A 24,392-nucleotide genomic window follows, 5' to 3' on the forward strand; every position below is an offset into this window, starting at 1 on the left:
TCTTTATTATAGCTATAACAATTAACGCTAAAAAGGAGTTTCCCCATACATAATGAAGGAGTGTATATAAATGAATTTTTATATCGCCTCAGGTTTCCAAAATAAACATCTTGTATGTTCCGTAGCAAATGAACTGAAACATGCAGGATGGCACCATACATATGATTGGACCAAAAACGAAAGAGCAGTGAATCAAGAACAATTAAGAGAAATTGGTCAGGCAGAAAAAAATGCTGTAAAAGAAGCGGATGTGTTTTTACTTATATTAGATGGCGGAAACGGGAGCCATACAGAGTTTGGAATGGCGATTGCACTAGAGAAAACGATATATGTATATGATGCAGGAAACCCGCTCCAAACAACGTTCTATCACTTGCCAGAAATAAATATTTTTGAAGGAGATGTAGCTGAGTTTGCATCTTATGTTATGAATCATGTGAAATAATAGTAACTACCTAAAAGGTTATAAAAGTGATCTTTTGGGTACAGTGATGATAAGAAACGTATATAAAGGAGTACATAATATGAAATTAGAAAATGGATGGGAAACGAGCTTTTTAGAAGTCGTACAAAATAGTGAATTTAAGAAAGAGGCACTTCTTAGTCAATTGCTTTGTCAGGATAGTGAAGAAGTAGAAGAGCTTGTGGATGATTACGGCTACGAAGAACTTGTTGAACGTGAACATGATGATGAGTTAGCTGAAATCTTAGGAGAAGAACTTTTTAGTGAGATGGAACGCCAAGTATTCTTATCTTCAAACCCAGAAGAAAAACTTATTGCATTCGTCAATGGATTAGGTTTTCATGTGTTAGATTGGATCGTTCTTCTTGAAACAGAATTTGGCATTGATAGTGCAAACTTTACATCAGATGCTGTAAAGGTGTTAGAAAAGCGTTTCAGACAGTTTCCGTACATAGAGAACAATACAATTTTTGATATGACATTTGGAGAATCGATGGATGTATTAGAATCTGTTACAGGATTACAACTAAAGGAAAAGATGAACATATAATGAAAAAAGAACGTGATTCAATCACGTTCTTTTTTTACATAATAATAATTTTATCATCTAGTTTTGTCTGCCCGGTAAGAAGTGCGTTTAAATATTCCACTTTTCTTATACAAGCTTGTATATGTCTTTCAACCTCTTGTAACTCTGCTTGGTGATGTGTTTCAATTGGATGAATTTGTACGTTGAATTTTTCAAATTGACTACTATATGTTATTTCTGCATAGCCGCTCATAATATCGGTTTCGTTATGAAATAAAAATTGCCTCGTTTTGTCACAGAATGATACATCCTGAAAGCCATATACTTTTAATGCTTCAATTACTTTTTTAATCATTTTTGTATTCATTTTTTTAACCCTCTTTACGAAGTTCTACTTTTATATTATAACATAAAAAATTACATAGAAAGCGCTTCCAAGTGTATTTTATTATAAACTTTACGTTTCAATCACAAAAATGAAACAAAGAAAAAATAATTGTAAAGAAGGAAGGACTCTTTTATTGTTTCGTCATATATATAGAGAAATAGTGCAATGAAAGGAAATTTTCCGAGGTGGAGATCGTATTTCCAATTTGAGCGCAGTAAAAGAGGTGAGAATCTTGAACTTTGATATTGTAGGACAAAAAGCATATATAAAAGATGGACCGCATCGGAACCGAATTGGAATTGTAAAGAAAAACGAGACAAAATTAGCATCGCAGTTTGCTATTGTAATTGGAGAACAAATTATTGATGTAGAGCTAAAGGATATCGTGTTAGTTGGAGTAGACGTAGGACAATTTCATAAATGGTGCGAACAAAATGGTTATTTGTGAAAAGGACGGGCTGTGAGATAATGAAATATATTTGAGGAAAGAGAATATATTATTGTATTCTCTTTTTCTATGTTTAAGGAGGCGAAAATGAAATATAAAGAACAGGAGTTTACGTTGGAGTTAAAAGAGAACATTCAATGTATGGAGAAGGAAATAGAGCGAATGTCACTTAAATTGTATAAAGAGTATTCGCATTTATACATAGAAAAAAACATGGAATTAGATATGGGATTTGCAAGAGAAAAAGAGAATCCCTTTGAGGTGGGTTATTATTCAACAGTTGCTATAGCTATATTAGATGAAGAAAAAGAGATGATTAAATTTCACAATATTCCAATTTGGGAATGTGAAAGAATCTTTTTAGGAATGCCAATTCAATCAAACATTTTGGGTAGTAAGAAAGTAGGAGAACTCGCTGATGAATCTTGTTATGAGATTGAGGAAGAGTTAAAAGAGCAATTAGAAGAATACTTGGAGTGATAATTCTCAAGATAAGATCTATAAAGAGGGAACGGAATAAAAAAGACGCTAACAATTGTATGTTAGCGTCTTTTTTTCATTATGAAGCAATTTCACCAGTTTTTGTATCATCTTGATTGTACGTATCTTGATCTAATTCACCAAGCCATTTACTTGAAATAAGACCTGCTGTCATAGAACCACTTACGTTAAGAGCTGTACGACCCATATCGATTAATGGCTCAACCGAGATAACTAGAGCAACAATACCGATTGGTAAGTTCATTGTAGATAGTACGATTAAAGCTGCGAATGTTGCACCGCCACCAACTCCGGCAACACCGAATGAGCTAATAGCAACAACAGCGATTAAAGTTAAAATAAATTGTGGTTGTAATGGATCAATTCCTACAGTTGGAGCGACCATCATTGCAAGCATTGCTGGATAAATACCTGCGCAACCGTTTTGTCCGATAGATACCCCAAATGAAGCTGCGAAGTTTGCAATTCCTTCGGAGATACCAAGCTTTTCTTTTTGAGCTTCAATATTTAATGGCATCGCACCAGCACTAGAGCGAGATGTGAATGCAAAAGTTAGTACAGGGAACACTTTTTTCAAATATTGAATTGGATTTAAACCAGACAATGCAATTAATAATAAGTGAATGATAAACATTACGATAAGTGCTACATAAGAGGCTAACACGAAGTTACCAAGCTTTAAAATAGCATTTATATCGCTACCAGCAACTGTTTTTGCCATAAGAGCTAATACGCCGTATGGAGTAAGGCGTAAAATTAATGTTACCATACGCATTACGATTGCATATACAGCATCAAGCATTTTCTTAAATAGCTCTGCTTGTTCTGGATATTTTCGTTTTACACCTATAAAGGCAATGCCGATAAAGGCTGCAAATATTACGACAGAAATTGTTGATGTTGGACGAGCGCCTGTTAAATCAAGAAACGGATTTGTAGGCAATAGCTCTAATAATTTATCTGGAATTGTTGTCTTTTCAATAGAAGTAAATCTTTCTTCAACTAGTTTCAGACGAGCAGATTCTGCATCACCTTGTTGCAAGCCTGTTGCAGATACATCAAATCCTGCACTTGCAGCGATACCGACAGCTGCAGCGATTCCTGTAGTAAGAATTAAAATTCCGATAATAAGACCACTAATTTTACCAAGGTTTTTCGTTAACTGTAATTTTGTAAATGCTGAAATAATAGATACTAAAATAAGTGGCATAACGATCATTTGAAGTAATTTCACATAACCGTTACCAATTAAGCCAAACCAAGTATTTGATTCAATAATTACTTTAGAAGTTGGCTCATAAATGAATTGTAATATAAGACCGAATAAAATTCCGACTCCTAAAGCGGTAAATACACGTTTATTAAAAGATACATGCTTACGTTGCATATAATATAATACGCCAACTAAGATGAGCATGACTGCAACGTTAATTCCGACAAGCAGTGTATTCATGTTGATTCCCCCTAATTCCAATCTGTTATATAGAATATAAGGTAATAAAACCTATAAGTCAACTAGGAAATTCCGGGATTAAAAAAAAGATGGCAAAATGCCATCTTTTAATGTCCAGCCCCAGGGACAAGTAAAAATGTCGTGTAGTATGTAAATCCTATGAAGAAAACAGTTAAATATGCCCCAAATACGTATATATACATACGCTCTGTTAATTTTAAATAGCTTAAAAGTACGAAGAAACCTGTTTGTCCTAAAAATAGTAGTGCAGCCTGTTGCATATCTCCTACGTAAAACATAACCGAGAAAATTCCAGTCCAAAAGCCGAGAACGCGAAACATGCGATCCATGCTATTTCCCTCCTTTTCTAGAAAAAGTAAAACCTCTTTTCATTATAGTTTATTTTTCTTACTATTGTAAATATTCGTTCATATAAAAAGAAGCCAATTATTATTGGCTTCTTTTTATATGATAAATTAAATTGTTAGTTTATAATTACAAGATTTACATCCATCTAATAGACTATCATGTCGAGTTAATTCCATGTTAGGGAATAGGATTTCAAAAATGCCTTTCATCATATCTCCGTGCATGTTACAAATTTCAGTTGGATGATGAACAGCAACTTCTTTAAATGGACAATTGTGTACATCATAGAAAATTTTTGTTCCATCTGCACTTAATTCAAATGCAGGTGATAAGCCGGCTGTTGAGAAAGCTTCTTTTGCAATTTGAACTTTTTGCTCTACTGTTAAAGCATCTTCACTCACATTTAAACGTTGCATATGTTGTTGCATTAATTCGGCCCCGAATTGTTTTCCTGTTTCGTATAGCGCTTTTTCACCAGCAGCGCCAAGGCTAAGTAAAGAATTAAATGCTATTCTTGCTAACAATTGATAATCACGGAATGGAAATTGCAATTGAATAACATCTTCAGATAAGACATATAATCTGCTTGGTCTTCCGCCTTTTCCAGTTTTCTTCGTTTCCGATTTAAGCATATGAACATCTTCTAATTTAGATAAATGTAAACGCGCTACGTTTGGATGAATATCGAATTCATCTGCAATTTCTTGTACAGTTACGTAACTATGTTTTTGCGAAATATATTTATAAATGTAATAACGAGTTGGGTCAGCTAAAACACCTGTAATTTTTAAAGCTTGTTCCATGAGGATCTCCACCTTTATCACTTTATCCAAGATAATAACATTATAATACAGATAAACATGAGTATAGGTAATTTCAGACAATAATTCAGAAATTGTTCATAATTTCACAAACATATTTTTCCTTTTTGTTCTAGTGAAAATACAAAATTCCAAATTTTTATTGTGCATGTTTTCATGCTATATACATAGTGAGGAGGGAAAAGTGATGAATGGGATTGAAATTTTTGCGAATACAATTTTAAAAGAAGCGTGTAGGGTACAAGCGTCAGATTTACATATTGTGCCCCGGCAGAAGGATGTAGCGGTGCAACTACGTGTAGGAAAAGATTTAATGACGAGACATTGTATTGAAAAGGAGTTTGGAGAAAAACTTGTCTCACATTTTAAATTTTTAGCATCTATGGACATAGGAGAGAAACGGAAGCCACAGAATGGTTCGTTGTATTTGCAAATTGATGGACAAGAAGTGTATTTACGCCTTTCAACACTTCCAACAGTATATCAAGAAAGTCTCGTTATTCGCCTTCATTTACAAGCATCTGTGCAGCCCTTATCACATCTTTCGTTATTTCCAAGTACGGCAGCAAAACTACTCTCGTTTTTACGCTATTCACAGGGGCTACTCGTGTTTACTGGACCGACTGGTTCTGGGAAGACAACGACAATGTATGCATTATTAGAGGTAATTAGAAAAAAGAAAACACGCCGCATCATTACACTTGAAGATCCGGTTGAAAAAAGAAGTGACGATGTATTACAAATTCAAATAAATGAAAAAGCGGGTCTCACATATGAAACAGGATTAAAGGCTATTTTACGTCATGATCCAGATATTATTTTAGTCGGTGAAATCCGTGATGAAGAAACAGCAAAAATAGCTATAAGAGCAAGTTTGACAGGACATTTAGTCATGACAACGCTGCATACGAATGATGCGAAAGGAGCAATCATTCGTTTCATGGATTATGGTATAACGAGGCAAGAGATTGAACAGTCTTTATTGGCTGTAGCTGCACAGCGACTTGTCGAATTGAAGTGTCCGTTTTGCAGAGGAAAGTGCTCAACTTTATGTAAATCAATGAGGCAAGTAAGGCAAGCAAGCATTTATGAGCTGCTATATGGATATGAGTTAAAACAAGCGCTTAAAGAAGCAGATGGAGAATGTGTTACTTACAAACATGAGACTTTAGAATCGTCAATAAGAAAAGGATATGCTTTAGGTTTTTTAGAAGATGATGTTTATGTTTAAGAAAACTTGGAGTTTAAGTGATCAAGTAGTATTGTTGAAACGTTTAGGAGAATTACTAGAAAAAGGCTACTCTCTTCTACAAGCATTAGAATTTTTACAGTTTCAATTACCTGTAGAAAAGAAAGTACAATTGCAGCACATGATTGAGGGGTTAAAAGATGGGAAAAGTCTACACGATTCTTTTCATCAGTTAAAGTTTCATCAGGACATGTTAAGTTATTTATTTTATGCCGAGCAACATGGTGATATTTCTTTTGCTTTGCAACAAGGAAGTGCACTTCTTTATAAGAAAGATAAGTATAGGAGAGATATGATGAAAATCATGCAGTATCCTATGTTTTTAATGTTTTTTCTACTAATCATGCTTTTTATTTTCAACCTCATTTTATTACCTCAGGTTGAAATGGTTTATAGTTCGTTCGGTTCTAATACACCACTACTTACAGAACAAATTTTAAGTGCAATAAAACTGCTACCTTACATTATTTTAACCGCTATTTTAACTGTTATTATTGGATGTAGTTTGTATATGTTGTATTTTAGGAAACTTCCACATATTAGCCAGGTAAAAATCATGCTTCGTATGCCCCTCATCAAAACATTTCTTATTTTAAAGCATTCACATTATTTTGCTACTCAGTTGAGTGGTTTATTAAATGGTGGACTATCAGTATGCGAAGCTTTAACAATAATGATGGAGCAAAGATATCATCCGTTCTTTCAATATGAAGCGAGCCGGATTGAAAGACAATTAATTGGAGGAGAACAGTTACAATCTATCATTGCTAAAAGTGGGTATTACGAGAAAGAACTTTCTTATGTTATTACGCATGGACAAGCAAACGGCAATTTAGCGATTGAATTAGGTGACTATAGCGATCTTATTATGGAAAAGATGGAACGGAAAATTAAACATATGTTAGTTATCATTCAGCCTATTTTATTTACATGTATTGGAGGAATCGTTGTCCTTATGTATTTAGCGATGATTATGCCAATGTTTCAAATGATGAATTCTATTTAGGGGGCATTTGTATGCAGAATGAGGAAGGATTTACTCTGTTAGAGATGCTATTAGTAATGGTTGTCATAACTATATTATTACTATTAATTATTCCGAATGTAGTTACACAGCGTTCATCGGTCCAAGGAAAAGGGTGTGCAGCTTACGTGAAATCTATAGAAGCGCAAATACAAGTATATCAATTACAACATAATAAAATTCCATCGTTAAAAGAACTGACAGATGAAAAGTATATTACAACTGATAAGTGCCCGAATGGCGAATCTATTCATATTTCAGATGATGGCTCAGTATCAATTAGGGCATTGTGAAACAACAGGGGTTTACTTTTTTAGAAATGTTACTCGTTTTATTTGCTATTTCTGTATTAAGTGTAGTTACGTATTTTAGTGTTCATTCCTTATACGAGCGACAAAAAGTTGAACAATTTTTGAGACAGTTTTCAAATGATATTTTGTATATGCAGCAATTAGCGATAAATCGTCAAAAGCACTATACATTACGTTGGCATAAAGATAGAAATATGTATGCTATAAAAGAGTCAGGTACAAAGTATTATATCGTCAAGCGGGAGTATGAAGAAGATATACAAATTGATTTGCATACGTTTCCAAATCCGATGACATATAATCCAAGTGGAAATATTAATAGAGGTGGTACGATTATAATTTCATATCGAAATTATAAATATGAAATTGTATTTCAGCTTGGAAGAGGGAGATTTACGTATCGTGAAATGTCAAAAAGGATCCATAATGGCTGAAATGATTGTATCGTTAAGTATTTTAATGATGGCTGTATCGTTACTACTACCGCAAACAGTATTAGTTATGCAAGAAAGAAAAAATATACAAATTCGTTATAAGGCATCTGGATTATTAAAAAAGGAAGCAATTATATATATGTATGGAAATGAAGAAAAGCGAATAATAGAAAAGAATATAAATGGAATTGTGTATTACACATATTGGGGAGGCAATGAAGTTTGTACCCTGTGGAGAGATGTGAAAGACAGAGTGATGGAACAATGCTTTTATGTAGGAGAAAAAATAAATTAGAATTTGGTTTTTCATTAATAGAAATGATTGTATGTCTGTTTCTATTATCAATATTTTTTTTGCTCTTTCCCCGCTTACATTTCATTGAAATGGAAAATAAACAGTCGAAAGGGTTAAATGATTGGGAGTGGGATGTGTATTTAGGGCAAATGCAATTGGAGTTTCGTGAAGTATCATCTGGAGAACAGCTAGCATTTGAAAATGGAGAAAGTATTTTACGATTTCGATCGCGTAATGGGAGTGAAGTATCGTATGAAAAAGAGAATAGTCGTCTTATAAGAAAGGTAAATAGGCGCGGGAGGGAAGTTGTTTTACAAAATATTGGAACGGTTTCTTACAAACTAACACCTCATGTACTCATTATAAATGTGAAAGATACTAGCGGAAAAATATATGAAGGTGTAGTTATGCGATATAGTGAAATGGAAATGAATGTATGAGAGGGCAAAATGGGTTTACAATGCCTGGAACACTCATCTTTCTTATTTTATTAACTTCTTTTTTTATATACGAAACAAATATGTTGTTTACAGATAAAAATTTTTATATAGAAATAGAACAAAAGTTTTTACTGGATGAACTACTTAACCGATCTATTACAGATATAAAAAAAGACTTACAGCAAAAAGAAAAAGAAGGTGCATTTTTCTTTCAGTATGAAAAGGGAGAAGTGAGTGGAAATTATATCTTTGAAAATGATTTAATTCTCGTTGCGTTGCAGTGTACACTCAAACAGGAAGCTTTCTATACGGTGAGCTTTCGGTATAGAAAAAAGGATGGAAAAATAGTCGATTGGATAGAAGAATAGTATGTAAAAAATACGAAGAAAAACCAGGGATTTCTATTGTAAATTGAATTGATTTTTTAGAAGAAATGGATAAATATAATGATTAAAAGTTTAAATTTTCTCAAAAAAGAGAAAGGTAGAAAGAATGTGATATATTCATGCTATCCAATCATTATTTTTAGGGAGAATAGGGAAATGACAAACAACAATCAAATAGGTGAAAATAAGGAACAAACTATTTTTGATCATAAAGGAAATACGATTATGACAGAAGATAGAGAAATACACATTATTTCAAAATTCGAAGAACCTCTTATTGTCGTATTAGCAAATGTACTAAGTGATGAAGAGTGTGATGAATTGATTGAAATGTCTAAAAATAAAATGAAGCGTTCTAAAGTTGGTTCATCACGTGATGTAAATGATATTCGAACAAGTAGCGGTGCATTTTTGGAAGACAATGAACTTACTTCAAAGATTGAAAAACGAATTTCATCTATCATGAATGTTCCTGCGTCGCATGGTGAAGGATTGCACATTTTAAATTATGAAGTGGATCAACAATATAAAGCACACTATGATTATTTTGCGGAACATAGTAGATCAGCTGCTAACAATCGTATTAGTACGCTTGTAATGTACTTAAATGATGTAGAAGAAGGCGGGGAAACGTACTTCCCGAAATTAAATCTTTCTGTACACCCTAGAAAGGGAATGGCAGTATACTTTGAGTATTTTTATCAAGATCAATCACTAAATGAGCTTACGTTACACGGAGGGGCACCTGTAACGAAAGGCGAGAAATGGATTGCAACGCAGTGGGTGAGAAGAGGTACTTATAAGTAAAAGCGAGTGTTACGTTTTGTTCTTCATAGTATAAGAACAAAACGTTTTTTTATTAAACAAAGTAGCATCTTTCGTTATAATAACAATTAATAAATGACGATTGAGAGGACAGAAAATGAAATCTATATACATAACCGGCTATATGGGAGCAGGGAAAACAACAATTGGAAAAGCATTAAGTCAAGAACTTCAAATGGATGTTGTAGATACTGATCAAAAAATCGAAGAGAAGCAAGAGAAGGCAATTCGTGATATTTTTGCCGAAGAAGGCGAAACGGCTTTTCGGGAATATGAAAGCGAAATGTTACGTTCGCTACCAGTCCATAATGTCATTATTACAACTGGTGGGGGAATTATTGAACGAGCGGAAAATCGCAAGTGGATGAAAGAGAACGGAACTGTCGTGTATTTATATTGTGATCCGCATGTAATTGCAGAGAGGCTTCGTGAAGATACGACACGTCCACTATTTCAAAAGAAAGATATAGATGCATTTGTAACGAAATTTGAATTACGCCGAGCTTATTATGAAGAGGCTCATATTCATATCGATACGACAAATAAGTCTGTAAAGCAAATTATGAATGAATTAAAGGAAAAGATTAATGTATAAAAAAGTGGACATACTAATCAAGTAGAGGTGATGATAATATGTCTACTAATGATTATGTTCGCTTTGTGACGCAGCAGTTTGTGTCGTATATGGATGCTCCAAAAGAAGATCGAAAACAAAAGAAAGAACAACGCCGTGCTGAAAAAGAGCCATTTATGAATAAGTGGTTTGGTGTTATGCCGCTGAGTGCTGCTTTGTTTTATCGAAATGTAAAAAGTAAAAGAAAAAAATCAAGTTAAATTTTAGTCATATGTCTAGCAAAATAAAGATCCCCTAGTGTCGTAATACACTAGGGGATTTTTATTTACTGCACGGATTCTTGTTCTTCCGTAACGGCATGTATTTTATTGTTCACCCATACGAACCCTATTCCGATACAAATAGAAATGCCCCAGCCGACAGCGGTCATAATCGCTCTCATTTCACCGTAGCCATCTACACCAAAAACAGAGATGAAATAAATTTTTAAGAAGCTTTTTAATATGAATTGTAGGCCGAAAAATAACGTTAAGTATTGTAGTGCTGGATAGATACGACTATCACGATACAGTTCACGACTTTTATCGCGGTCATGTCCTTGCAGCGCTGCAATATCCGCAGCGAAATATAACATGAGTGGTTTTTTTATGAAAATTGTACAGATGACGATAATACCGAGTACGATGTGATAATATGCATCATTCCACAACATTCGTTCAGCTGATCCAGATAATAGATCTACCGTTGTATTAGAAATGAGTGTAATTAAAATAAAGAACCCTGTCACGTTAAACTGTTTTTCTTTTTTAAAGGTATACAGTGTATAAATAATCCCCGGAACAGAGGAAAGTAACATCGCGTAATAAGGATCGATATAAGGTTTTGCAAATTTCCAAATGAGGAATGGGATTACGAGATAAAAGACAAGATCTAATATAGCTTTTTTATTTTGATTCATACAAAGCCTCCTTAAGTCATACATATATTTTATAATATAATTTCTGAAAATTGTATAAGGTTTAATGGGAAAAGAAAAAATATATCAATTTTTGAGGGATTAGTAGATTGAAAAAAATTGCCCCTAGCGTAGTAAGTTTTTTTAGTATATAATAAAGGAAACGCTTTCATTTTTAGTTTGTTCACAAAATGGACGGAAAATCACATATTTACTATCGATATGTTGCTTTATAATGAAACTAATTAAATATACATGCATACAATATTGTGAAATAAATAACATAAATAATCTATATAAATGTAAACGTTATCAAAAGAGAGAGGTGGAGACAATGAGTAAATTTTTCTTCAATCATAATCCAGCAACAGTAGAGGATGGAAGGCTTGTTAAATATGCTGAAATTATTTATGGAGAAGGTGGCCGTTCTGTATTAGAAAATTTAATGGTGAAGGCATCTATCAGATTGCGTGATCGTTATCCGAATAAATCTGACGAGCAGATCTCGAACCTAGTAAATAAAGGCATCCATGATATGTTTCAAAAATATGTGAGCGAGTAAGAGTAGCCAATGGCTGCTCTTATTTTTTGTATAAGGATTGTAACTCTAGCTGAAAATAAACATGTATTTTGAAAAACGTAAAAAGGAGTGGGAAAGATGAGCAATGGAATTGGACGTTCGAAAGAAAATCTTCCAACTGATGCAAATCATGTGAGTGCAAAGGATCGTGCACACCAGAAACGTATGGCACAGAAAAAACAGCAAGAGCGTAGTGGCGATAGCGAGTAGGGTAGAAAATAGCTCAAAAGAGGCTCCTTCTAAAGCAGAAGGAGCTTCTTCAAGATAGAAAATGATTCGCGGTAACATAAAAAAGGCCACCGTTAATAATTTGCACTGTAATATGTGGTTCATACTGTTCTTGCAGAGCTTGTTTTTCAATTTCATAGCTCTCAGGAAGTTCGTCACTTTCTTCATAAAAACGGTTTAAAAGGTCTAGATCATGATTCCAACGCACTCTTGCTTCTTTTGCCCACGTATGGTCATCTTCTGCAATTATATTTTTTAAAGCGTCTTCTATGCGTTGTAAACCACTTTGAGGTTTAATGATGGGCGAGAGCGTAAAACAAAAATCAGGTATTTTTGGTGTAAGTTTAATGTTTGTTAATGTTTCATGAAAGTTTGCCATCATTGTTCCAGAAATGAGATGAATGCCAATCGAGTGAAGGATGTCTTTTTTTCGATCACATTGATAGGAAACTTTTATATTAATACCGAGCCAAGGGTGGAGCGGTGTATGTGTTGCCCCATTATGTCTTACATCCTCATATAAACGTATGTAAGAGCCTAATTCTTTTGTCGTTTGGAAAATTTGATGTAGACGTGGTGAACCGTAGTGAATAAGCTCACCATCATTTTCTTCATTTTCTGGATTTGTAATAAGAGTAAGGCGCATCGGATTCGGTACGCCTCCTGTTTTCTCAAGATAGTGCCAATAAAAAGGGCGATTCATTAATAATTTATCCATCTCAATTGTTAACTGTACATCTAATAAATGAGGAGAACGTTCTAAAATTTCACAGTTATTCGCCTCAAAGAAATTGTATAAGTAATTATGAATTTCATGTTGCTGCATAGCCTTGCACCTCAGCTTCATTTCGTTTCGCAAAGTCGATAATAGATGTTAAGTTTTCCATCTTAATTCTAATTTCACCTTCGCTTTTTGATTGCGCGAAAATTTCTTGAATGTGCGCGTCGATGTTTTTCATATTAATTCTCGTTAAAATTTCATCGAGTTCACCGATAACACGCTCGAATAAGTTGATTTTTTCATATAACAGTTTCAAAATATGTTCTTCAACAGTATGCTTTGTAGCTAAGTTATAAATATGAACATCATTCTTTTGACCGAGACGGTGAATACGTCCGATTCTTTGCTCAAGACGCATTGGATTCCATGGCAAATCATAATTGATCATATGGCTACAAAACTGTAAGTTAATGCCTTCTCCGCCAGCTTCCGTTGCAATTAACACTTGGGCACGATTTTGGAAAAGTTCCTTCATCCAATCTTTCTTCCCGCGTTTAAATCCGCCGCGGAATGGGACGGAAGAAATACCGTGTTGTTGTAAAAACCATTGTAAGTACATCTGTGATGCTCGGTATTCCGTGAAAATGACGACTTTATCGTCAATTTCTTTTATAAGCTCTAGAGCTTTAGTTGCTTTCGAGTTGAAAGGAATATGATTAATTTTGTCCATTAGCACATCGATATGTGGATCTTTTATATAATGTTCATTTTCTTTCTGTCTTTTTTCTACATGCTTTTTCAATGAATAGTAAACAGCCTCACGACTACTGCACGCTTCCCGTTTTAAAGTTAACGATGAGAAAGCAGATGTGAAGGCGTCTTGCCCTCGCCAATTTTCGATATCATTATATAGAGCTTGTTCTTGTTCATTAAACTCAACAAAAATTGTACGTACATGTCTCTTCGGCCAATCGATACCGGTATTATGTCGTCTATTTCGCACCATTACTTTGTTAATGAGAGCTTTTAAGTCTTCATCTGATTCGGCTGAACGATTTTTGGAAGCGTAATATTCTTCAAAGTTGGATTGATTGCCTAGATGTCCTGGCTTTAATAAAGAAACAAGGTTAAAAATTTCATCAATCTTATTTTGAACAGGAGTAGCGGTTAGTAATAAACAAAACTTCTTTTTTAATCGTTGTGCAAATTCATAGTTTTTTGTTTTATTATTTTTCAGTTTATGTGCTTCATCGATAATAATAAGGTCATATTCTAAGTTCAACACGATATCGCGATGTGGTGAACGTTTCGCAGTATCAATTGATGATACGATTACGTCAGCTTGTTCCCACGAGTAGCTTTTCTTTTGTGCTACAGCGGGAATGAAAAACTTTGTATTCAGCTCGTATGCCCATTGTGATACGAGAGAAGCTGGGACAAGTATAAGTACCTTTTTCACAAGCCCGCGGACCATGTATTCTTTCAAAATAAGTCCAGCTTCGATTGTTTTTCCAAGACCTACTTCATCTGCTAGAATCGCTTTACCATTCATTTGTTCAATTACATTTTGAGCGACTTCTAATTGATGCGGAAGCGGTGTGAAATGGGATAAATGTTTCGGTGCTTGTAGTCCATCAAAAGTAGGAACAAGTAACGATTTTTCTGTTTCATAAGCTAAGTGATATAAATCCCAGTTTGTCCAAGGACCATCTTCATCAATTCTATTTAAAAAATTGTTTTGCCACGTCCGATCTACGGAAATATCGACATTCATTACGACTCTCCCACCTTTTATAAACTAAAGTAATTATTTTTTAATGTATGATGATTTGCCTTAAAAGAAGGCATAATTATCGTTATTAAAGGCTATATGATAGACAATAATAAAGTATTAAATCTCAAAAGCTGTATTTATTGTGTTTTAACATAAAAAATTCTAAATTATTTTTTATGCTAGAATATTGATGAAATATAGCGAATGATGTTAGGATAATGGTGTGAAATGTGTGGAATCTTTCGTATTTTATCCAAGAAAGTGATTTTTTATTTACGCTTTCATAAAAAAATATAATGAGATTCCGTATATCCTATCTTTTCAGAATGAAAATGTTTAGAAAAGGGAAGCAACTTTTATTGATTTGTCAAAGCATAAGGGGGAGAGAGCATGATTACATTACAACGTACACCGTTATTTGATGTATACGCGAAGTATGGTGGGAAAACAATCGACTTCGGTGGTTGGGAATTACCAGTTCAATTTTCAAGCATTAAAGAAGAACACGAAGCTGTACGTACAGCTGCAGGTTTGTTCGATGTGTCTCATATGGGAGAAGTTGAAGTAAAAGGTGTAGATAGTTTAGCATTTTTACAACGTGTTGTTACAAATGACGTATCTACCTTAAAGGTAGGGGGCGCACAATATACAGCTATGTGCTACGAAAATGGTGGTACAGTAGATGATTTATTAATCTACAAACGTGGTGAAGAAGACTATTTATTAGTAATCAATGCATCAAATATCAAGAAAGATTACGAATGGTTAGCAAGTCATGTAATTGGCGATGCGACAGTAGTCAATGTTTCTAGTGAAGTTGCACAGCTTGCAATTCAAGGACCAAAAGCAGAAGGCATTTTACAAAAAGTTGTGTCAGAAGATTTGAAAGAAATTAAGTTCTTTAAATTTAAAAACGATATTCTTGTAGATGGAATTCCAGCACTTGTATCTCGTACAGGTTATACAGGTGAAGATGGATTCGAAATTTACTGTAAGAGTGAAGATGCTGCAAAACTTTGGGAGAAACTTCTTGAAGTTGGAGCAGAAGAGGGCTTAAAAGCATGTGGTTTAGGTGCTCGTGATACACTTCGATTCGAAGCAACATTACCACTTTATGGACAAGAATTATCAAAAGATATTACACCGATTGAGGCTGGAATTGGCTTTGCGGTAAAAACAAATAAAGAAGCAGACTTCTTTGGAAAAGCAACGTTAAAAGAGCAAAAAGAAAACGGTGCGCCTCGTAAATTAGTCGGCATCGAAGTAATCGAACGTGGAATTCCTCGTACGCATTACCCTGTATTTATTGGTGAAGAAAAAATTGGGGAAGTAACGAGTGGTACACAATCTCCAACGTTAAAGAAAAGCATTGGTTTAGCACTAATTGATGTAAAATACGCAGCAGTTGATACAGAAGTAGAAATTGAAATTCGTAATAAACGCGTCAAAGCAGTAGTTGTTCCAACACCATTTTACAAACGTTCAAAGTAACGGGGAGAGGGGTAGATTTCATGTTGCATCGTTATCTTCCAATGACAGAAGAAGACAAAAAAGAAATGTTACAAACGATCGGCGTTCAAACGATCGATGAATTATTCTCTGATATTCCAGAGAGTGTTCGTTTTAAAGGGGATTTAAAAATTAAAGAAGCAAAATCAGAGCCAGAGCTTTTAAAAGAGCTATCTCAAATGGCTAGTAAAAATGCTAACTTAAAAGAATACGCTTCTTTCTTAGGAGCAGGCGTATACGATCATTATGCTCCAGTAATTGTAGATCATGTTATTTCTCGCTCAGAATTTTATACAGCTTACACACCATACCAACCGGAAATTTCACAAGGGGAATTACAAGCAATCTTTGAATTCCAAACAATGATTTGTGAATTAACAGGAATGGATGTAGCAAACTCTTCTATGTATGACGGGGGTACAGCTTTAGCTGAAGCGGCAATGTTAGCAGCTGGCCATACTCGCAAAAAGAAAATTCTTGTATCTAGCGCGGTTCATCCAGAATCAAGAGCAGTACTTGAAACGTATGCAAAAGGTCAAAATCTTGAAGTTGTTGAAATTAATCATAAAGATGGTGTAACAGATTTAGACGTATTACAAAGTGAAGTAGATGATACAGTTGCTTGTGTAATCGTTCAATATCCAAACTTCTTCGGACAAGTTGAAAAATTAGCTGATATTGAAAAAATCGTTCATCAACAAAAATCATTATTTATCGTTTCTTCAAATCCATTATCATTAGGCGCATTAACACCACCAGGGAAATTTGGTGCTGATATTGTAATCGGTGATGCACAACCATTCGGTATTCCAACGCAGTTTGGTGGACCGCACTGTGGTTACTTTGCAACAACGAAAGCATTTATGCGTAAAATTCCAGGACGTCTTGTTGGACAAACTGTAGATTCAGATGGTAAACGTGGATTTGTATTAACGTTACAAGCACGTGAACAGCATATTCGCCGTGATAAAGCGACGTCTAATATTTGTTCAAACCAAGCGTTAAATGCATTAGCAGCTTCTGTTGCAATGACGGCACTTGGCAAACAAGGTGTGAAAGAAATGGCACGTCAAAACATTTCTAAAGCACAGTATGCAAAACGTCAATTTGAGGCGAAAGGCTTCACAGTAACATTTGCTGGACCATTCTTCAATGAGTTTGTTGTAGATTGCAAACGTCCAGTGAAAGAAGTAAACGATGCATTATTACAAAAGAATATTATCGGTGGTTACGATCTAGGCCGTGATTATAAAGAGCATGAAAACCATATGCTTGTAGCAGTAACTGAGCTTCGTACAAAAGAGGAAATTGACACACTTGTAAACGAAATGGGGGCTATCCAATGAAGAACCAAGACCAAGCACTTATCTTTGAAGTGAGTAAAGAAGGACGCATAGGATATAGCTTACCCAAATTAGATGTAGAAGAAGTGAAACTAGAAGATGTGTTTGAGAGCGATTATATTCGAGTAGAAGATGCAGAGCTACCAGAAGTATCTGAACTTGATATTATGCGCCACTATACAGCACTTTCAAACCGTAACCACGGTGTTGATTCTGGATTCTATCCACTTGGATCTTGTACGATGAAATATAATCCGAAAATTAATGAGAGTGTAGCTCGTTTCGCAGGATTTGCAAATATTCATCCACTGCAAGATGAAAAGACAGTACAAGGTGCAATGGAATTAATGTATGACTTACAAGAGCATTTAATTGAAATTACAGGTATGGATACTGTTACTTTACAACCAGCAGCTGGTGCACACGGAGAATGGACAGGTTTAATGTTAATTCGTGCATACCATGAAGCGAATGGTGACTTTAACCGTACGAAAGTAATTGTACCTGACTCTGCTCACGGAACGAACCCGGCATCTGCAACTGTAGCTGGTTTTGAAACAATTACAGTAAAATCAAATGAAAATGGCCTTGTTGACTTAGAAGACTTAAAACGTGTTGTAAACGAAGAAACAGCAGCACTTATGTTAACAAATCCTAATACATTAGGTCTATTCGAAGAAAATATTTTAGAAATGGCAGAAATCGTCCATAATGCAGGCGGTAAGTTATACTATGATGGTGCAAACTTAAATGCGGTATTAAGCCAAGCACGCCCAGGAGATATGGGATTTGACGTTGTGCATTTAAACCTTCATAAAACATTTACAGGTCCTCACGGCGGTGGTGGCCCAGGTTCTGGTCCAGTAGGTGTGAAAGCTGATTTAATTCCGTACTTACCAAAACCGATTTTAGAAAAAACGGAAAATGGTTATCACTTCAACTACGACCGTCCAGAAGCAATTGGTCGTGTGAAGCCATTCTATGGTAACTTCGGAATTAACGTTCGTGCATACACGTATATTCGCTCTATGGGTCCAGATGGCTTGCGTGCAGTAACTGAGTATGCTGTATTAAATGCGAACTATATGATGAGAAGATTAGCGCCATTCTACGATCTTCCATTCGATAGACATTGTAAGCATGAATTTGTATTATCAGGTCGTCGTCAAAAGAAACTTGGCGTACGTACATTAGATATTGCAAAACGTCTGCTTGATTTCGGTTACCATCCACCAACAATTTACTTCCCATTAAATGTGGAAGAGTGTATTATGATTGAGCCGACAGAAACAGAATCAAAAGAAACATTAGATGGTTTCATTGATAAGATGATTCAAATCGCTAAAGAAGTAGAAGAAAATCCAGAAGTTGTACAAGAAGCACCGCATACGACAGTCATTAAACGTTTAGACGAAACGATGGCTGCACGTAAACCAGTTTTACGTTATGCAAAGCCAGCTCCTGTACAAGTTTGATTAGAATAACAAAAGGAGAACTCGCTGCGGCGGGTTCTTTTTTTGTATGGACAATTTGTCCCGCATTAACGGACAGTAAACTCCCAACTCAAAACTTAGCTGGTGCAAAGAAGCCAGGTGGGAGATAAACTGTCCGTAAATGCCCGATTGGTTCAACTAATAATCAGTGGGGATGAACAAAAATCCCCACTGATTAAAGTTTCACTTTATGCAGAAATAGTGAAGAAAATGTTAAAAAATTATATTTTTTGTTTCCTAATGGTGTAAAGGTGTAGTTTTATAGGTAGTTTTGTTGAAAAAGTCGGTTTGATAAAAGTATTTATTTTTGTTAGAATTTTATTGAAATTAAGAAGATGTGATGAGGCAAAAATTACTCATTTTTATGTATATGTGAAAAAACGAGCAAGACGGGGGTGAAAGTGTGGGATATCGATGTTATAGAATGGTATACCATTTAGAAAATGGAGAAACAATTAAAGATGTAAAAGAATTTTGCTATCGAGACCAAGGGAAAGTGTTAGAAAGAGTAGCAAATCGTGTAATGGATAATAGAGAAGTGACGGCGATTGATAAACAAGGAACAATCATTTCAATAGCATGTGAGGACATTGTAAAGGTGGAACTTGATTACATAACAGAAAGTTAACCTTGAGTCATATCGAATTATTCGATAAAATAAACTGTTGAATGGTGAAGTGAGAAGAGAGGAGTTTATCATGGGTAGTACAAGACACTTTTATATGTTTATCTTAGCGTTTGTTCTTGTTGTGGCATTAACGATTTACTTAATCGTTGACAGCAGCTGGTACAACACGGTTCATCCGGCATTCCTTCTGTTTATGTATATAGGAATTGCAGTAGTAAGTTTCGGAATGAGAGACGAGATGTTAGATCGCTTTGAAAAGTGATACATATACGAAAGACCAACAGGAAAATGTTGGTCTTTTTTTCTTGCTAAAAATAGGATGTTTTGTATATACACACACTGGAGGAAAACATGAATATTATTATTTCGAATTCTTCCCAAGACCCTATTTATGTGCAAATAAGAAAACAATTAAGCCAGCTTATTTTAAATGGTGGTTTAAAGGGTGGAGACCAATTACCGTCTATTCGCAATTTAGCGAAGGAATTACAAATTAGTGTAATTACAACGAAGCGTGCGTACGAGGAGCTTGAAAAAGAAGGATATATAGAAACTGTTGCTGGGAAGGGGACTTATGTTTCACGTAAAAATAATGAACTATTAAAAGAGCAAAGGCTTCGTTTATTGGAAAGTAAAGCGTTGCAGCTGTCACTTGAAGATTTGCAGCAGCTGATTGCGTGTTTATACAAGGGGGAATAAGAGATGTTAGAGCTAAAAAACGTTTGTAAAAGTTATGAAGATTTCGCAGGCATGAAGTATGTTATGGACTTAAATGTAAGATAAAAACTAATTATTTAAAAGGTTGACAAGGGATAATTTAACAAAAATTACAAAAAAGGTTTATTTTTAAGGGCAGAGTATCTATAATGAATATATAATGTAAACTTAATACAAAAATAGAAAAATATTAAGTTTTATGAAAAAATAGGTAATTGTAGTAGGGAGGAGAATTTAAATGAGAAAACAATTAGAACAATATTATTCTTTTGTTGTTTTTAATTCCAAATATAAATATCGAAAGTTTTTTGCAGATTGGGATATCCATAATTTCAACTTTAAACTATTCATAAAATATATTTTTTCTTTTTTGATTATTTCGTTTTTAGTGGTTCTTACACTTTCAGTATACTTTACTATTAAAACACAAATAACATTAGAATTATTGCCGTTATTTGTAATTTTTTTATTTTTTGTATCTGCAATGGATAATTTTGGATATTTTCATCAGAATAAACATTTGTTTCTTTTAGACGAAACAAAAATACTAGATTCTTTAACTGTATTTAAGCAAATGCGAATTTTATCTGGTATTACATTTTCAGCTCTTTTTAAATCATTTTTTATATGGGGAGTAATTTTTTTACCGTTTATTTTACCTATAATTTTTATCAAGAATTTTGAAATGTTATTTTGGATTAAAATTATACCTTTTATGATTTTAGTCAATGTAGGATTAAGTCTGTTAATAACATATATACAATTTAATGTTTCTAAAATCTTTTATTCAAATAAAAAAATTAGCGCTATGAGAGTTTTTAACTATTTTATTACGGGGATATTTCTTTTTCTAATACCGTATTCGATCATATCGTTAGTCTTGAATGATAAATTTGTAATTAATCAAATAAGGGGAATATCGGAAATTAATGTGGTAAACATTGCGATAGAATATATGAGGATTTTTCTCATTCAAGATATGTATTATGTTTACATATTTTTGATAATTTTATGTATAATAGGGCTTTCTTATTTATGGTTATATACAATAAAGAAATTTGACTTAATAGAATTTAGAAATCTAGCTAGTAATATTTTGGTTAAGGGTGAAGGGAATCTATTTATAAAAAGTGATATTCCTTTTTATACTAAGGATGTGATTCATATGAAAAGAGCAGGGGGATGGTTTATTGAATATATTATTAAAACTACGCTAGGACTATTATTTTTTATGGGGATGACTTTACCATTTATTTATTATTACTTGGGCGAATCACCTTATACATCTGCTATTGCGATATGTTTAATACTTGTAATACCTTCTTTTCAATTAATCGGAGATGCATTAAGGACGATATTATCGGTTGATGCTGAGAAAAATAGCATTCATTTGTTTATAAATAAAGGATACACTGTATGGAATTTAGTAAGACAAAAATTATATATATATAGTTTTTTTGTTTTGATAACAACTAGTACAGTAGGGTTAATAGTTTTTTTATTGTCAAGAAGTCTTTTGTTAATGTTTTTAACCGCCACAATTTCTTTCTCATTTGGAATGTTATCTGGTTTATTTCAATTAGCTACGACTGGCTTATATCCTAAACTAAATTGGGAACACCATTTTGAAATTGGGGGATCAGAAAAAGGAACCAGGGTTAATAATTTGTTAAGTATTATATTAATTCCCTTATATTTACCTTTATTAATAGCTACATATCTTTCCGAAAAATTGGGTATATATTATTTGAGTGAATTGTATTTAATTTTATTAATACCTGTAATTTTAGCGTTATATATATTAGCTCAATTTCTGACAATAAAATTTTTAAAGAATAAATATATAAAGGATGTTTTTATTAAATGACAATACTACAAGTAAATAATTTAAATAAAAAGTATCAAAAACAACAGGTATTGAATAATTTAAGCTTTAGTATTGAATCCAATGGTATATATTCTATAGTTGGTACAAATGGAGTGGGGAAAACAACATTATTTAAAACGATATTAGGCTATGCCAAATATGATAGTGGAGATATAAATATAAATACAGAGAGATTAGGCTTTGTGCCAGATACACCTTCTTTGTATGAATACCTTAGTGGAGAAGAGTATTTAATGTTTGTTTCTTCTATTTTAGGGGTTTCGAAAGAACAACGTTTAGATATTGTTAGAGATAAGTTAAAGCTTTTTAACTTATATAACTCTAAGGATAAATTACTAACAACTTACAGTAATGGGATGAAGCAAAAAATAGCTATAGCCTCGGCTATTATTGATAATCCGGATATATTATTTTTAGATGAACCTTTAACAGGAGTTGATCTTATAAGTACAGATTCTATAAAAAGTTATTTAAAAGATTATGCAGAATTAAATACGGTAATTTTTACGACTCATATTTTAGAGTTAGCTTATTCACTAAGTAAAAAAATATTTATTTTGCACAAAGGAAACATTCGAGAACAATTATCTACAAATGAATTTTCATTGGATGAGATTGAAAATATTATAAAAGGAATTTATATAAATGATTAGAAAAGCAAGCAGTTTAATTGTTATATCTTTAAAGAGTAATATAGTTATTATTTTGATGGCGTTTTTCATATTATGTAGTGGGGTATTAATGGGGCTTAACATACCTACTAGTGAATCTTATATGGATACGTATATTAGGGCTGATAGTGCTCTTCATCTTATAGTAAATAATATAGTTGCTTGTTTATTTTTAGCATCTGGCATTTTAACACTGGGTGGCACAACTCTATTTTATGGATTATTTAATGGTTTAATTATAGGGGTAGCCATAAGGGATGCTTTTCAAAATAATATGGATATATCAGAAATACTAGTGAAATTAATTCCCCATGGTATATTTGAGCTTCCAGCCCTAATTCTTGCATCAGCTATAGGACTTAAAGCAGTAGACCTAATTATAAGAATGTATTTTAGTAAAAAAAGAGTAAGGATAGTACTTTATCAAGGTTTTTTAGAGATACTAACTCTAATTATTTTGGTTTTAATTTTGATTTGCTTAGCAGGATTAATAGAATGGTATATAACGCCTTCTTAATAATGGAAAGGAGAATACAATGAAAATAATGGACAAGGTTGCCACTTTAATGATAATAATCGCTTTTATTATTATTTTTATTAATAAGGAATATAGTATTATAGCATTACCTTTAATTGAAGTAGCTTTAATTTTATATTCTATCATAGCCTATAAATATTTTTCTAATGCATATATGAAAAAATTTATATTAATTAGTTTTGCTGTTATATCGTTAGGACTATTCTGGGCTTTGTTGGTGAGTATTTAAAAAAGGAGATATTTATGGATAAGAAAGTATCGTTTAAAAATGTATTAATGGTATGGATAGGTATAATTACAATGTACACATTTTATCAATATAGTCTTTTGGATAGTGTACTTAATACAGTAAAACAGAGTGGGGTAAATTCGTTAGAAGATTCGACGTTAATCACTCTTATAGTAACTGGACAAATACTAGTTTTAATATTTATATTAGTAGGTCTAATGTTAGTTAGTATAATATTTTACTTTTTTGGTGTGTTAATGCAGGATGATACTTCAAAAACTAAATATCTATACATCATCAGTGTCGTGGTTTTCTTTAATATGTTAATTACTGTCCCGTTAGGCTGTTTAAATTTATTTGAAGGTGATAAATTAATAACGCCGTCTACAAATTTATATTTTGTTATGTTTAATCCATTTTTAATGTTGGCTATATATGTTTTTTATAGATTATTAAGTACGACTAAATTAAAAAGAATAGTTATAGTGATTTACTGTGTTACATATTACCTATTTCAAATTGCCTCGCAAACTTTATTGTGAAATTATCGCTATTCTATAATTCTAATTGTATAAAAAATCCAATTTAAATCTTGTTATTATTTAAAT

At 33.3% G+C, this 24,392-nt stretch carries 35 protein-coding genes; 27 read left to right on the forward strand and 8 right to left on the reverse strand.

Going from position 1 to position 24,392, the window contains the following annotated elements:
* Positions 1 to 70 precede the first annotated feature (70 nt).
* Complete coding sequence (locus IBT51_RS04260) at positions 71 to 445, forward strand: nucleoside 2-deoxyribosyltransferase (RefSeq protein ID WP_088020495.1); 375 nt, start codon at positions 71 to 73, stop codon at positions 443 to 445.
* A 79-nt stretch (positions 446 to 524) separates the two neighbouring features.
* A complete protein-coding gene (locus IBT51_RS04265; protein ID WP_139213257.1) occupies positions 525 to 1,013 on the forward strand; it encodes a hypothetical protein in 489 nt (162 codons plus the stop codon).
* A 34-nt stretch (positions 1,014 to 1,047) separates the two neighbouring features.
* Here IBT51_RS04265 and IBT51_RS04270 read toward each other — a convergent pair whose 3' ends face one another.
* Positions 1,048 to 1,359 (reverse strand): hypothetical protein, encoded by a 312-nt coding sequence (locus IBT51_RS04270; protein WP_001093240.1) that lies wholly within the window; start codon positions 1,357 to 1,359, stop codon positions 1,048 to 1,050.
* A gap of 253 nt (positions 1,360 to 1,612) precedes the next feature.
* Here IBT51_RS04270 and IBT51_RS04275 point away from each other — a divergent pair, with 253 nt between their 5' ends.
* Together IBT51_RS04275 and IBT51_RS04280 are read left to right on the forward strand one after the other, a co-directional pair.
* Positions 1,613 to 1,828: a DUF3912 family protein gene (locus IBT51_RS04275; protein ID WP_001008326.1), complete on the forward strand. Its 216-nt coding sequence runs from the start codon at positions 1,613 to 1,615 to the stop codon at positions 1,826 to 1,828.
* 87 nt (positions 1,829 to 1,915) lie between these two features.
* A complete protein-coding gene (locus tag IBT51_RS04280) occupies positions 1,916 to 2,308 on the forward strand; it encodes a hypothetical protein (protein ID WP_053563649.1) in 393 nt (130 codons plus the stop codon).
* Between the two features lie 79 nt (positions 2,309 to 2,387).
* On the opposite strand, the gene IBT51_RS04285 is transcribed toward IBT51_RS04280, so the two are convergent.
* The 3 genes from IBT51_RS04285 to IBT51_RS04295 form a co-directional block, all read right to left on the reverse strand.
* A complete protein-coding gene (locus IBT51_RS04285; protein ID WP_001094344.1) occupies positions 2,388 to 3,782 on the reverse strand; it encodes an L-cystine transporter in 1,395 nt (464 codons plus the stop codon).
* Positions 3,783 to 3,889: 107 nt separating this feature from the next.
* Entirely contained in the window at positions 3,890 to 4,132 is a 243-nt protein-coding gene (locus IBT51_RS04290) for a DUF2626 domain-containing protein (protein ID WP_000375619.1), read from the reverse strand.
* 126 nt (positions 4,133 to 4,258) lie between these two features.
* A complete protein-coding gene (locus IBT51_RS04295; protein ID WP_000434107.1) occupies positions 4,259 to 4,954 on the reverse strand; it encodes a helix-turn-helix transcriptional regulator in 696 nt (231 codons plus the stop codon).
* Between the two features lie 205 nt (positions 4,955 to 5,159).
* On the opposite strand from IBT51_RS04295, the gene comGA reads away from it, so the two are divergent.
* The 10 genes from comGA (at position 5,160) to IBT51_RS04345 (ending at position 10,770) form a co-directional block, all read left to right on the forward strand.
* Positions 5,160 to 6,203: a competence type IV pilus ATPase ComGA gene (gene comGA / locus IBT51_RS04300; RefSeq protein ID WP_001013187.1), complete on the forward strand. Its 1,044-nt coding sequence runs from the start codon at positions 5,160 to 5,162 to the stop codon at positions 6,201 to 6,203.
* Positions 6,196 to 7,227: a competence type IV pilus assembly protein ComGB gene (gene comGB / locus IBT51_RS04305; RefSeq protein ID WP_083530659.1), complete on the forward strand. Its 1,032-nt coding sequence runs from the start codon at positions 6,196 to 6,198 to the stop codon at positions 7,225 to 7,227. The genes comGA and comGB overlap by 8 nt, the downstream gene beginning before the upstream one ends.
* A gap of 11 nt (positions 7,228 to 7,238) precedes the next feature.
* The gene (gene comGC, locus IBT51_RS04310; RefSeq protein ID WP_053563652.1) at positions 7,239 to 7,538 is read left to right on the forward strand and encodes a competence type IV pilus major pilin ComGC; all 300 of its coding nucleotides are present in this window, start codon (positions 7,239 to 7,241) and stop codon (positions 7,536 to 7,538) included.
* The gene (gene comGD, locus IBT51_RS04315; protein ID WP_002094140.1) at positions 7,535 to 7,990 is read left to right on the forward strand and encodes a competence type IV pilus minor pilin ComGD; all 456 of its coding nucleotides are present in this window, start codon (positions 7,535 to 7,537) and stop codon (positions 7,988 to 7,990) included. The genes comGC and comGD overlap by 4 nt, the downstream gene beginning before the upstream one ends.
* Positions 7,983 to 8,285, forward strand: coding sequence for a type II secretion system protein (locus IBT51_RS04320; RefSeq protein WP_140155598.1), 303 nt, complete (start codon positions 7,983 to 7,985; stop codon positions 8,283 to 8,285). The genes comGD and IBT51_RS04320 overlap by 8 nt, the downstream gene beginning before the upstream one ends.
* Positions 8,255 to 8,725 (forward strand): competence type IV pilus minor pilin ComGF, encoded by a 471-nt coding sequence (gene comGF, locus IBT51_RS04325; protein WP_000923102.1) that lies wholly within the window; start codon positions 8,255 to 8,257, stop codon positions 8,723 to 8,725. Before IBT51_RS04320 ends, comGF begins: the two co-directional genes overlap by 31 nt.
* Positions 8,722 to 9,093, forward strand: coding sequence for a competence type IV pilus minor pilin ComGG (gene comGG / locus IBT51_RS04330; RefSeq protein WP_069356197.1), 372 nt, complete (start codon positions 8,722 to 8,724; stop codon positions 9,091 to 9,093). Before comGF ends, comGG begins: the two co-directional genes overlap by 4 nt.
* 174 nt (positions 9,094 to 9,267) lie before the next feature.
* Entirely contained in the window at positions 9,268 to 9,918 is a 651-nt protein-coding gene (locus IBT51_RS04335; protein ID WP_000183863.1) for a 2OG-Fe(II) oxygenase, read from the forward strand.
* A gap of 115 nt (positions 9,919 to 10,033) precedes the next feature.
* Positions 10,034 to 10,531: a shikimate kinase gene (locus tag IBT51_RS04340; protein ID WP_000836660.1), complete on the forward strand. Its 498-nt coding sequence runs from the start codon at positions 10,034 to 10,036 to the stop codon at positions 10,529 to 10,531.
* A gap of 38 nt (positions 10,532 to 10,569) precedes the next feature.
* Positions 10,570 to 10,770 carry a YqzE family protein gene (locus IBT51_RS04345; protein WP_000106083.1) on the forward strand — a complete coding sequence of 67 codons (201 nt, stop codon included), beginning with the start codon at positions 10,570 to 10,572 and terminating at the stop codon, positions 10,768 to 10,770.
* A 65-nt stretch (positions 10,771 to 10,835) separates the two neighbouring features.
* Here the strand turns inward: IBT51_RS04345 and IBT51_RS04350 are convergent, their stop codons facing one another.
* Both IBT51_RS04350 and IBT51_RS04355 read right to left on the reverse strand, forming a co-directional pair.
* Positions 10,836 to 11,468, reverse strand: a complete 633-nt coding sequence (locus tag IBT51_RS04350; protein ID WP_001073111.1) for a VC0807 family protein — start codon at positions 11,466 to 11,468, stop codon at positions 10,836 to 10,838.
* 141 nt (positions 11,469 to 11,609) lie between these two features.
* Positions 11,610 to 11,726: a hypothetical protein gene (locus IBT51_RS04355; protein WP_003279814.1), complete on the reverse strand. Its 117-nt coding sequence runs from the start codon at positions 11,724 to 11,726 to the stop codon at positions 11,610 to 11,612.
* A 73-nt stretch (positions 11,727 to 11,799) separates the two neighbouring features.
* Between IBT51_RS04355 and IBT51_RS04360 the strand changes: the two genes are divergently transcribed.
* Positions 11,800 to 12,027 carry a hypothetical protein gene (locus IBT51_RS04360; protein WP_000032702.1) on the forward strand — a complete coding sequence of 76 codons (228 nt, stop codon included), beginning with the start codon at positions 11,800 to 11,802 and terminating at the stop codon, positions 12,025 to 12,027.
* Positions 12,028 to 12,123: 96 nt separating this feature from the next.
* Positions 12,124 to 12,255 carry a hypothetical protein gene (locus tag IBT51_RS27205; RefSeq protein ID WP_050844516.1) on the forward strand — a complete coding sequence of 44 codons (132 nt, stop codon included), beginning with the start codon at positions 12,124 to 12,126 and terminating at the stop codon, positions 12,253 to 12,255.
* 49 nt (positions 12,256 to 12,304) lie between these two features.
* On the opposite strand, the gene IBT51_RS04365 is transcribed toward IBT51_RS27205, so the two are convergent.
* Both IBT51_RS04365 and IBT51_RS04370 read right to left on the reverse strand, forming a co-directional pair.
* Positions 12,305 to 13,099, reverse strand: coding sequence for a YqhG family protein (locus tag IBT51_RS04365; protein ID WP_044784477.1), 795 nt, complete (start codon positions 13,097 to 13,099; stop codon positions 12,305 to 12,307).
* A complete protein-coding gene (locus IBT51_RS04370) occupies positions 13,086 to 14,768 on the reverse strand; it encodes a DEAD/DEAH box helicase (protein WP_001100040.1) in 1,683 nt (560 codons plus the stop codon). Before IBT51_RS04370 ends, IBT51_RS04365 begins: the two co-directional genes overlap by 14 nt.
* Positions 14,769 to 15,158: 390 nt before the next feature.
* Between IBT51_RS04370 and gcvT the strand changes: the two genes are divergently transcribed.
* From gcvT to IBT51_RS04425, 11 genes are all read left to right on the forward strand, one after another.
* A complete protein-coding gene (gene gcvT, locus IBT51_RS04375; RefSeq protein ID WP_200458070.1) occupies positions 15,159 to 16,259 on the forward strand; it encodes a glycine cleavage system aminomethyltransferase GcvT in 1,101 nt (366 codons plus the stop codon).
* Positions 16,260 to 16,279: 20 nt separating this feature from the next.
* Positions 16,280 to 17,623 carry an aminomethyl-transferring glycine dehydrogenase subunit 1 gene (gene gcvPA / locus IBT51_RS04380; RefSeq protein WP_000903240.1) on the forward strand — a complete coding sequence of 448 codons (1,344 nt, stop codon included), beginning with the start codon at positions 16,280 to 16,282 and terminating at the stop codon, positions 17,621 to 17,623.
* The gene (gene gcvPB, locus IBT51_RS04385; protein WP_000795702.1) at positions 17,620 to 19,095 is read left to right on the forward strand and encodes an aminomethyl-transferring glycine dehydrogenase subunit 2; all 1,476 of its coding nucleotides are present in this window, start codon (positions 17,620 to 17,622) and stop codon (positions 19,093 to 19,095) included. Before gcvPA ends, gcvPB begins: the two co-directional genes overlap by 4 nt.
* A 442-nt stretch (positions 19,096 to 19,537) precedes the next feature.
* Entirely contained in the window at positions 19,538 to 19,741 is a 204-nt protein-coding gene (locus IBT51_RS04390) for a DUF3929 family protein (RefSeq protein WP_000262496.1), read from the forward strand.
* A 70-nt stretch (positions 19,742 to 19,811) separates the two neighbouring features.
* Complete coding sequence (locus IBT51_RS04395) at positions 19,812 to 20,003, forward strand: hypothetical protein (RefSeq protein WP_000535933.1); 192 nt, start codon at positions 19,812 to 19,814, stop codon at positions 20,001 to 20,003.
* An 89-nt stretch (positions 20,004 to 20,092) separates the two neighbouring features.
* Positions 20,093 to 20,440 (forward strand): GntR family transcriptional regulator, encoded by a 348-nt coding sequence (locus IBT51_RS04400; protein WP_088022065.1) that lies wholly within the window; start codon positions 20,093 to 20,095, stop codon positions 20,438 to 20,440.
* 256 nt (positions 20,441 to 20,696) lie between these two features.
* A complete protein-coding gene (locus IBT51_RS04405; RefSeq protein WP_088022066.1) occupies positions 20,697 to 22,325 on the forward strand; it encodes a hypothetical protein in 1,629 nt (542 codons plus the stop codon).
* The gene (locus IBT51_RS04410; protein WP_088022067.1) at positions 22,322 to 22,999 is read left to right on the forward strand and encodes an ABC transporter ATP-binding protein; all 678 of its coding nucleotides are present in this window, start codon (positions 22,322 to 22,324) and stop codon (positions 22,997 to 22,999) included. Before IBT51_RS04405 ends, IBT51_RS04410 begins: the two co-directional genes overlap by 4 nt.
* Positions 22,992 to 23,534, forward strand: coding sequence for a stage II sporulation protein M (locus tag IBT51_RS04415; protein ID WP_088022068.1), 543 nt, complete (start codon positions 22,992 to 22,994; stop codon positions 23,532 to 23,534). The genes IBT51_RS04410 and IBT51_RS04415 overlap by 8 nt, the downstream gene beginning before the upstream one ends.
* A 19-nt stretch (positions 23,535 to 23,553) precedes the next feature.
* A complete protein-coding gene (locus IBT51_RS04420; RefSeq protein WP_088022069.1) occupies positions 23,554 to 23,784 on the forward strand; it encodes a hypothetical protein in 231 nt (76 codons plus the stop codon).
* Positions 23,785 to 23,798: 14 nt separating this feature from the next.
* On the forward strand, positions 23,799 to 24,326 hold the full coding sequence (locus IBT51_RS04425) for a hypothetical protein (RefSeq protein WP_088114542.1): 528 nt from the start codon (positions 23,799 to 23,801) through the stop codon (positions 24,324 to 24,326).
* Positions 24,327 to 24,392 lie beyond the last annotated feature (66 nt).

Origin of the sequence: Bacillus sp. S71, from assembly GCF_016625265.1 — a bacterium.
GTDB lineage: Bacteria > Bacillota > Bacilli > Bacillales > Bacillaceae_G > Bacillus_A > Bacillus_A cereus.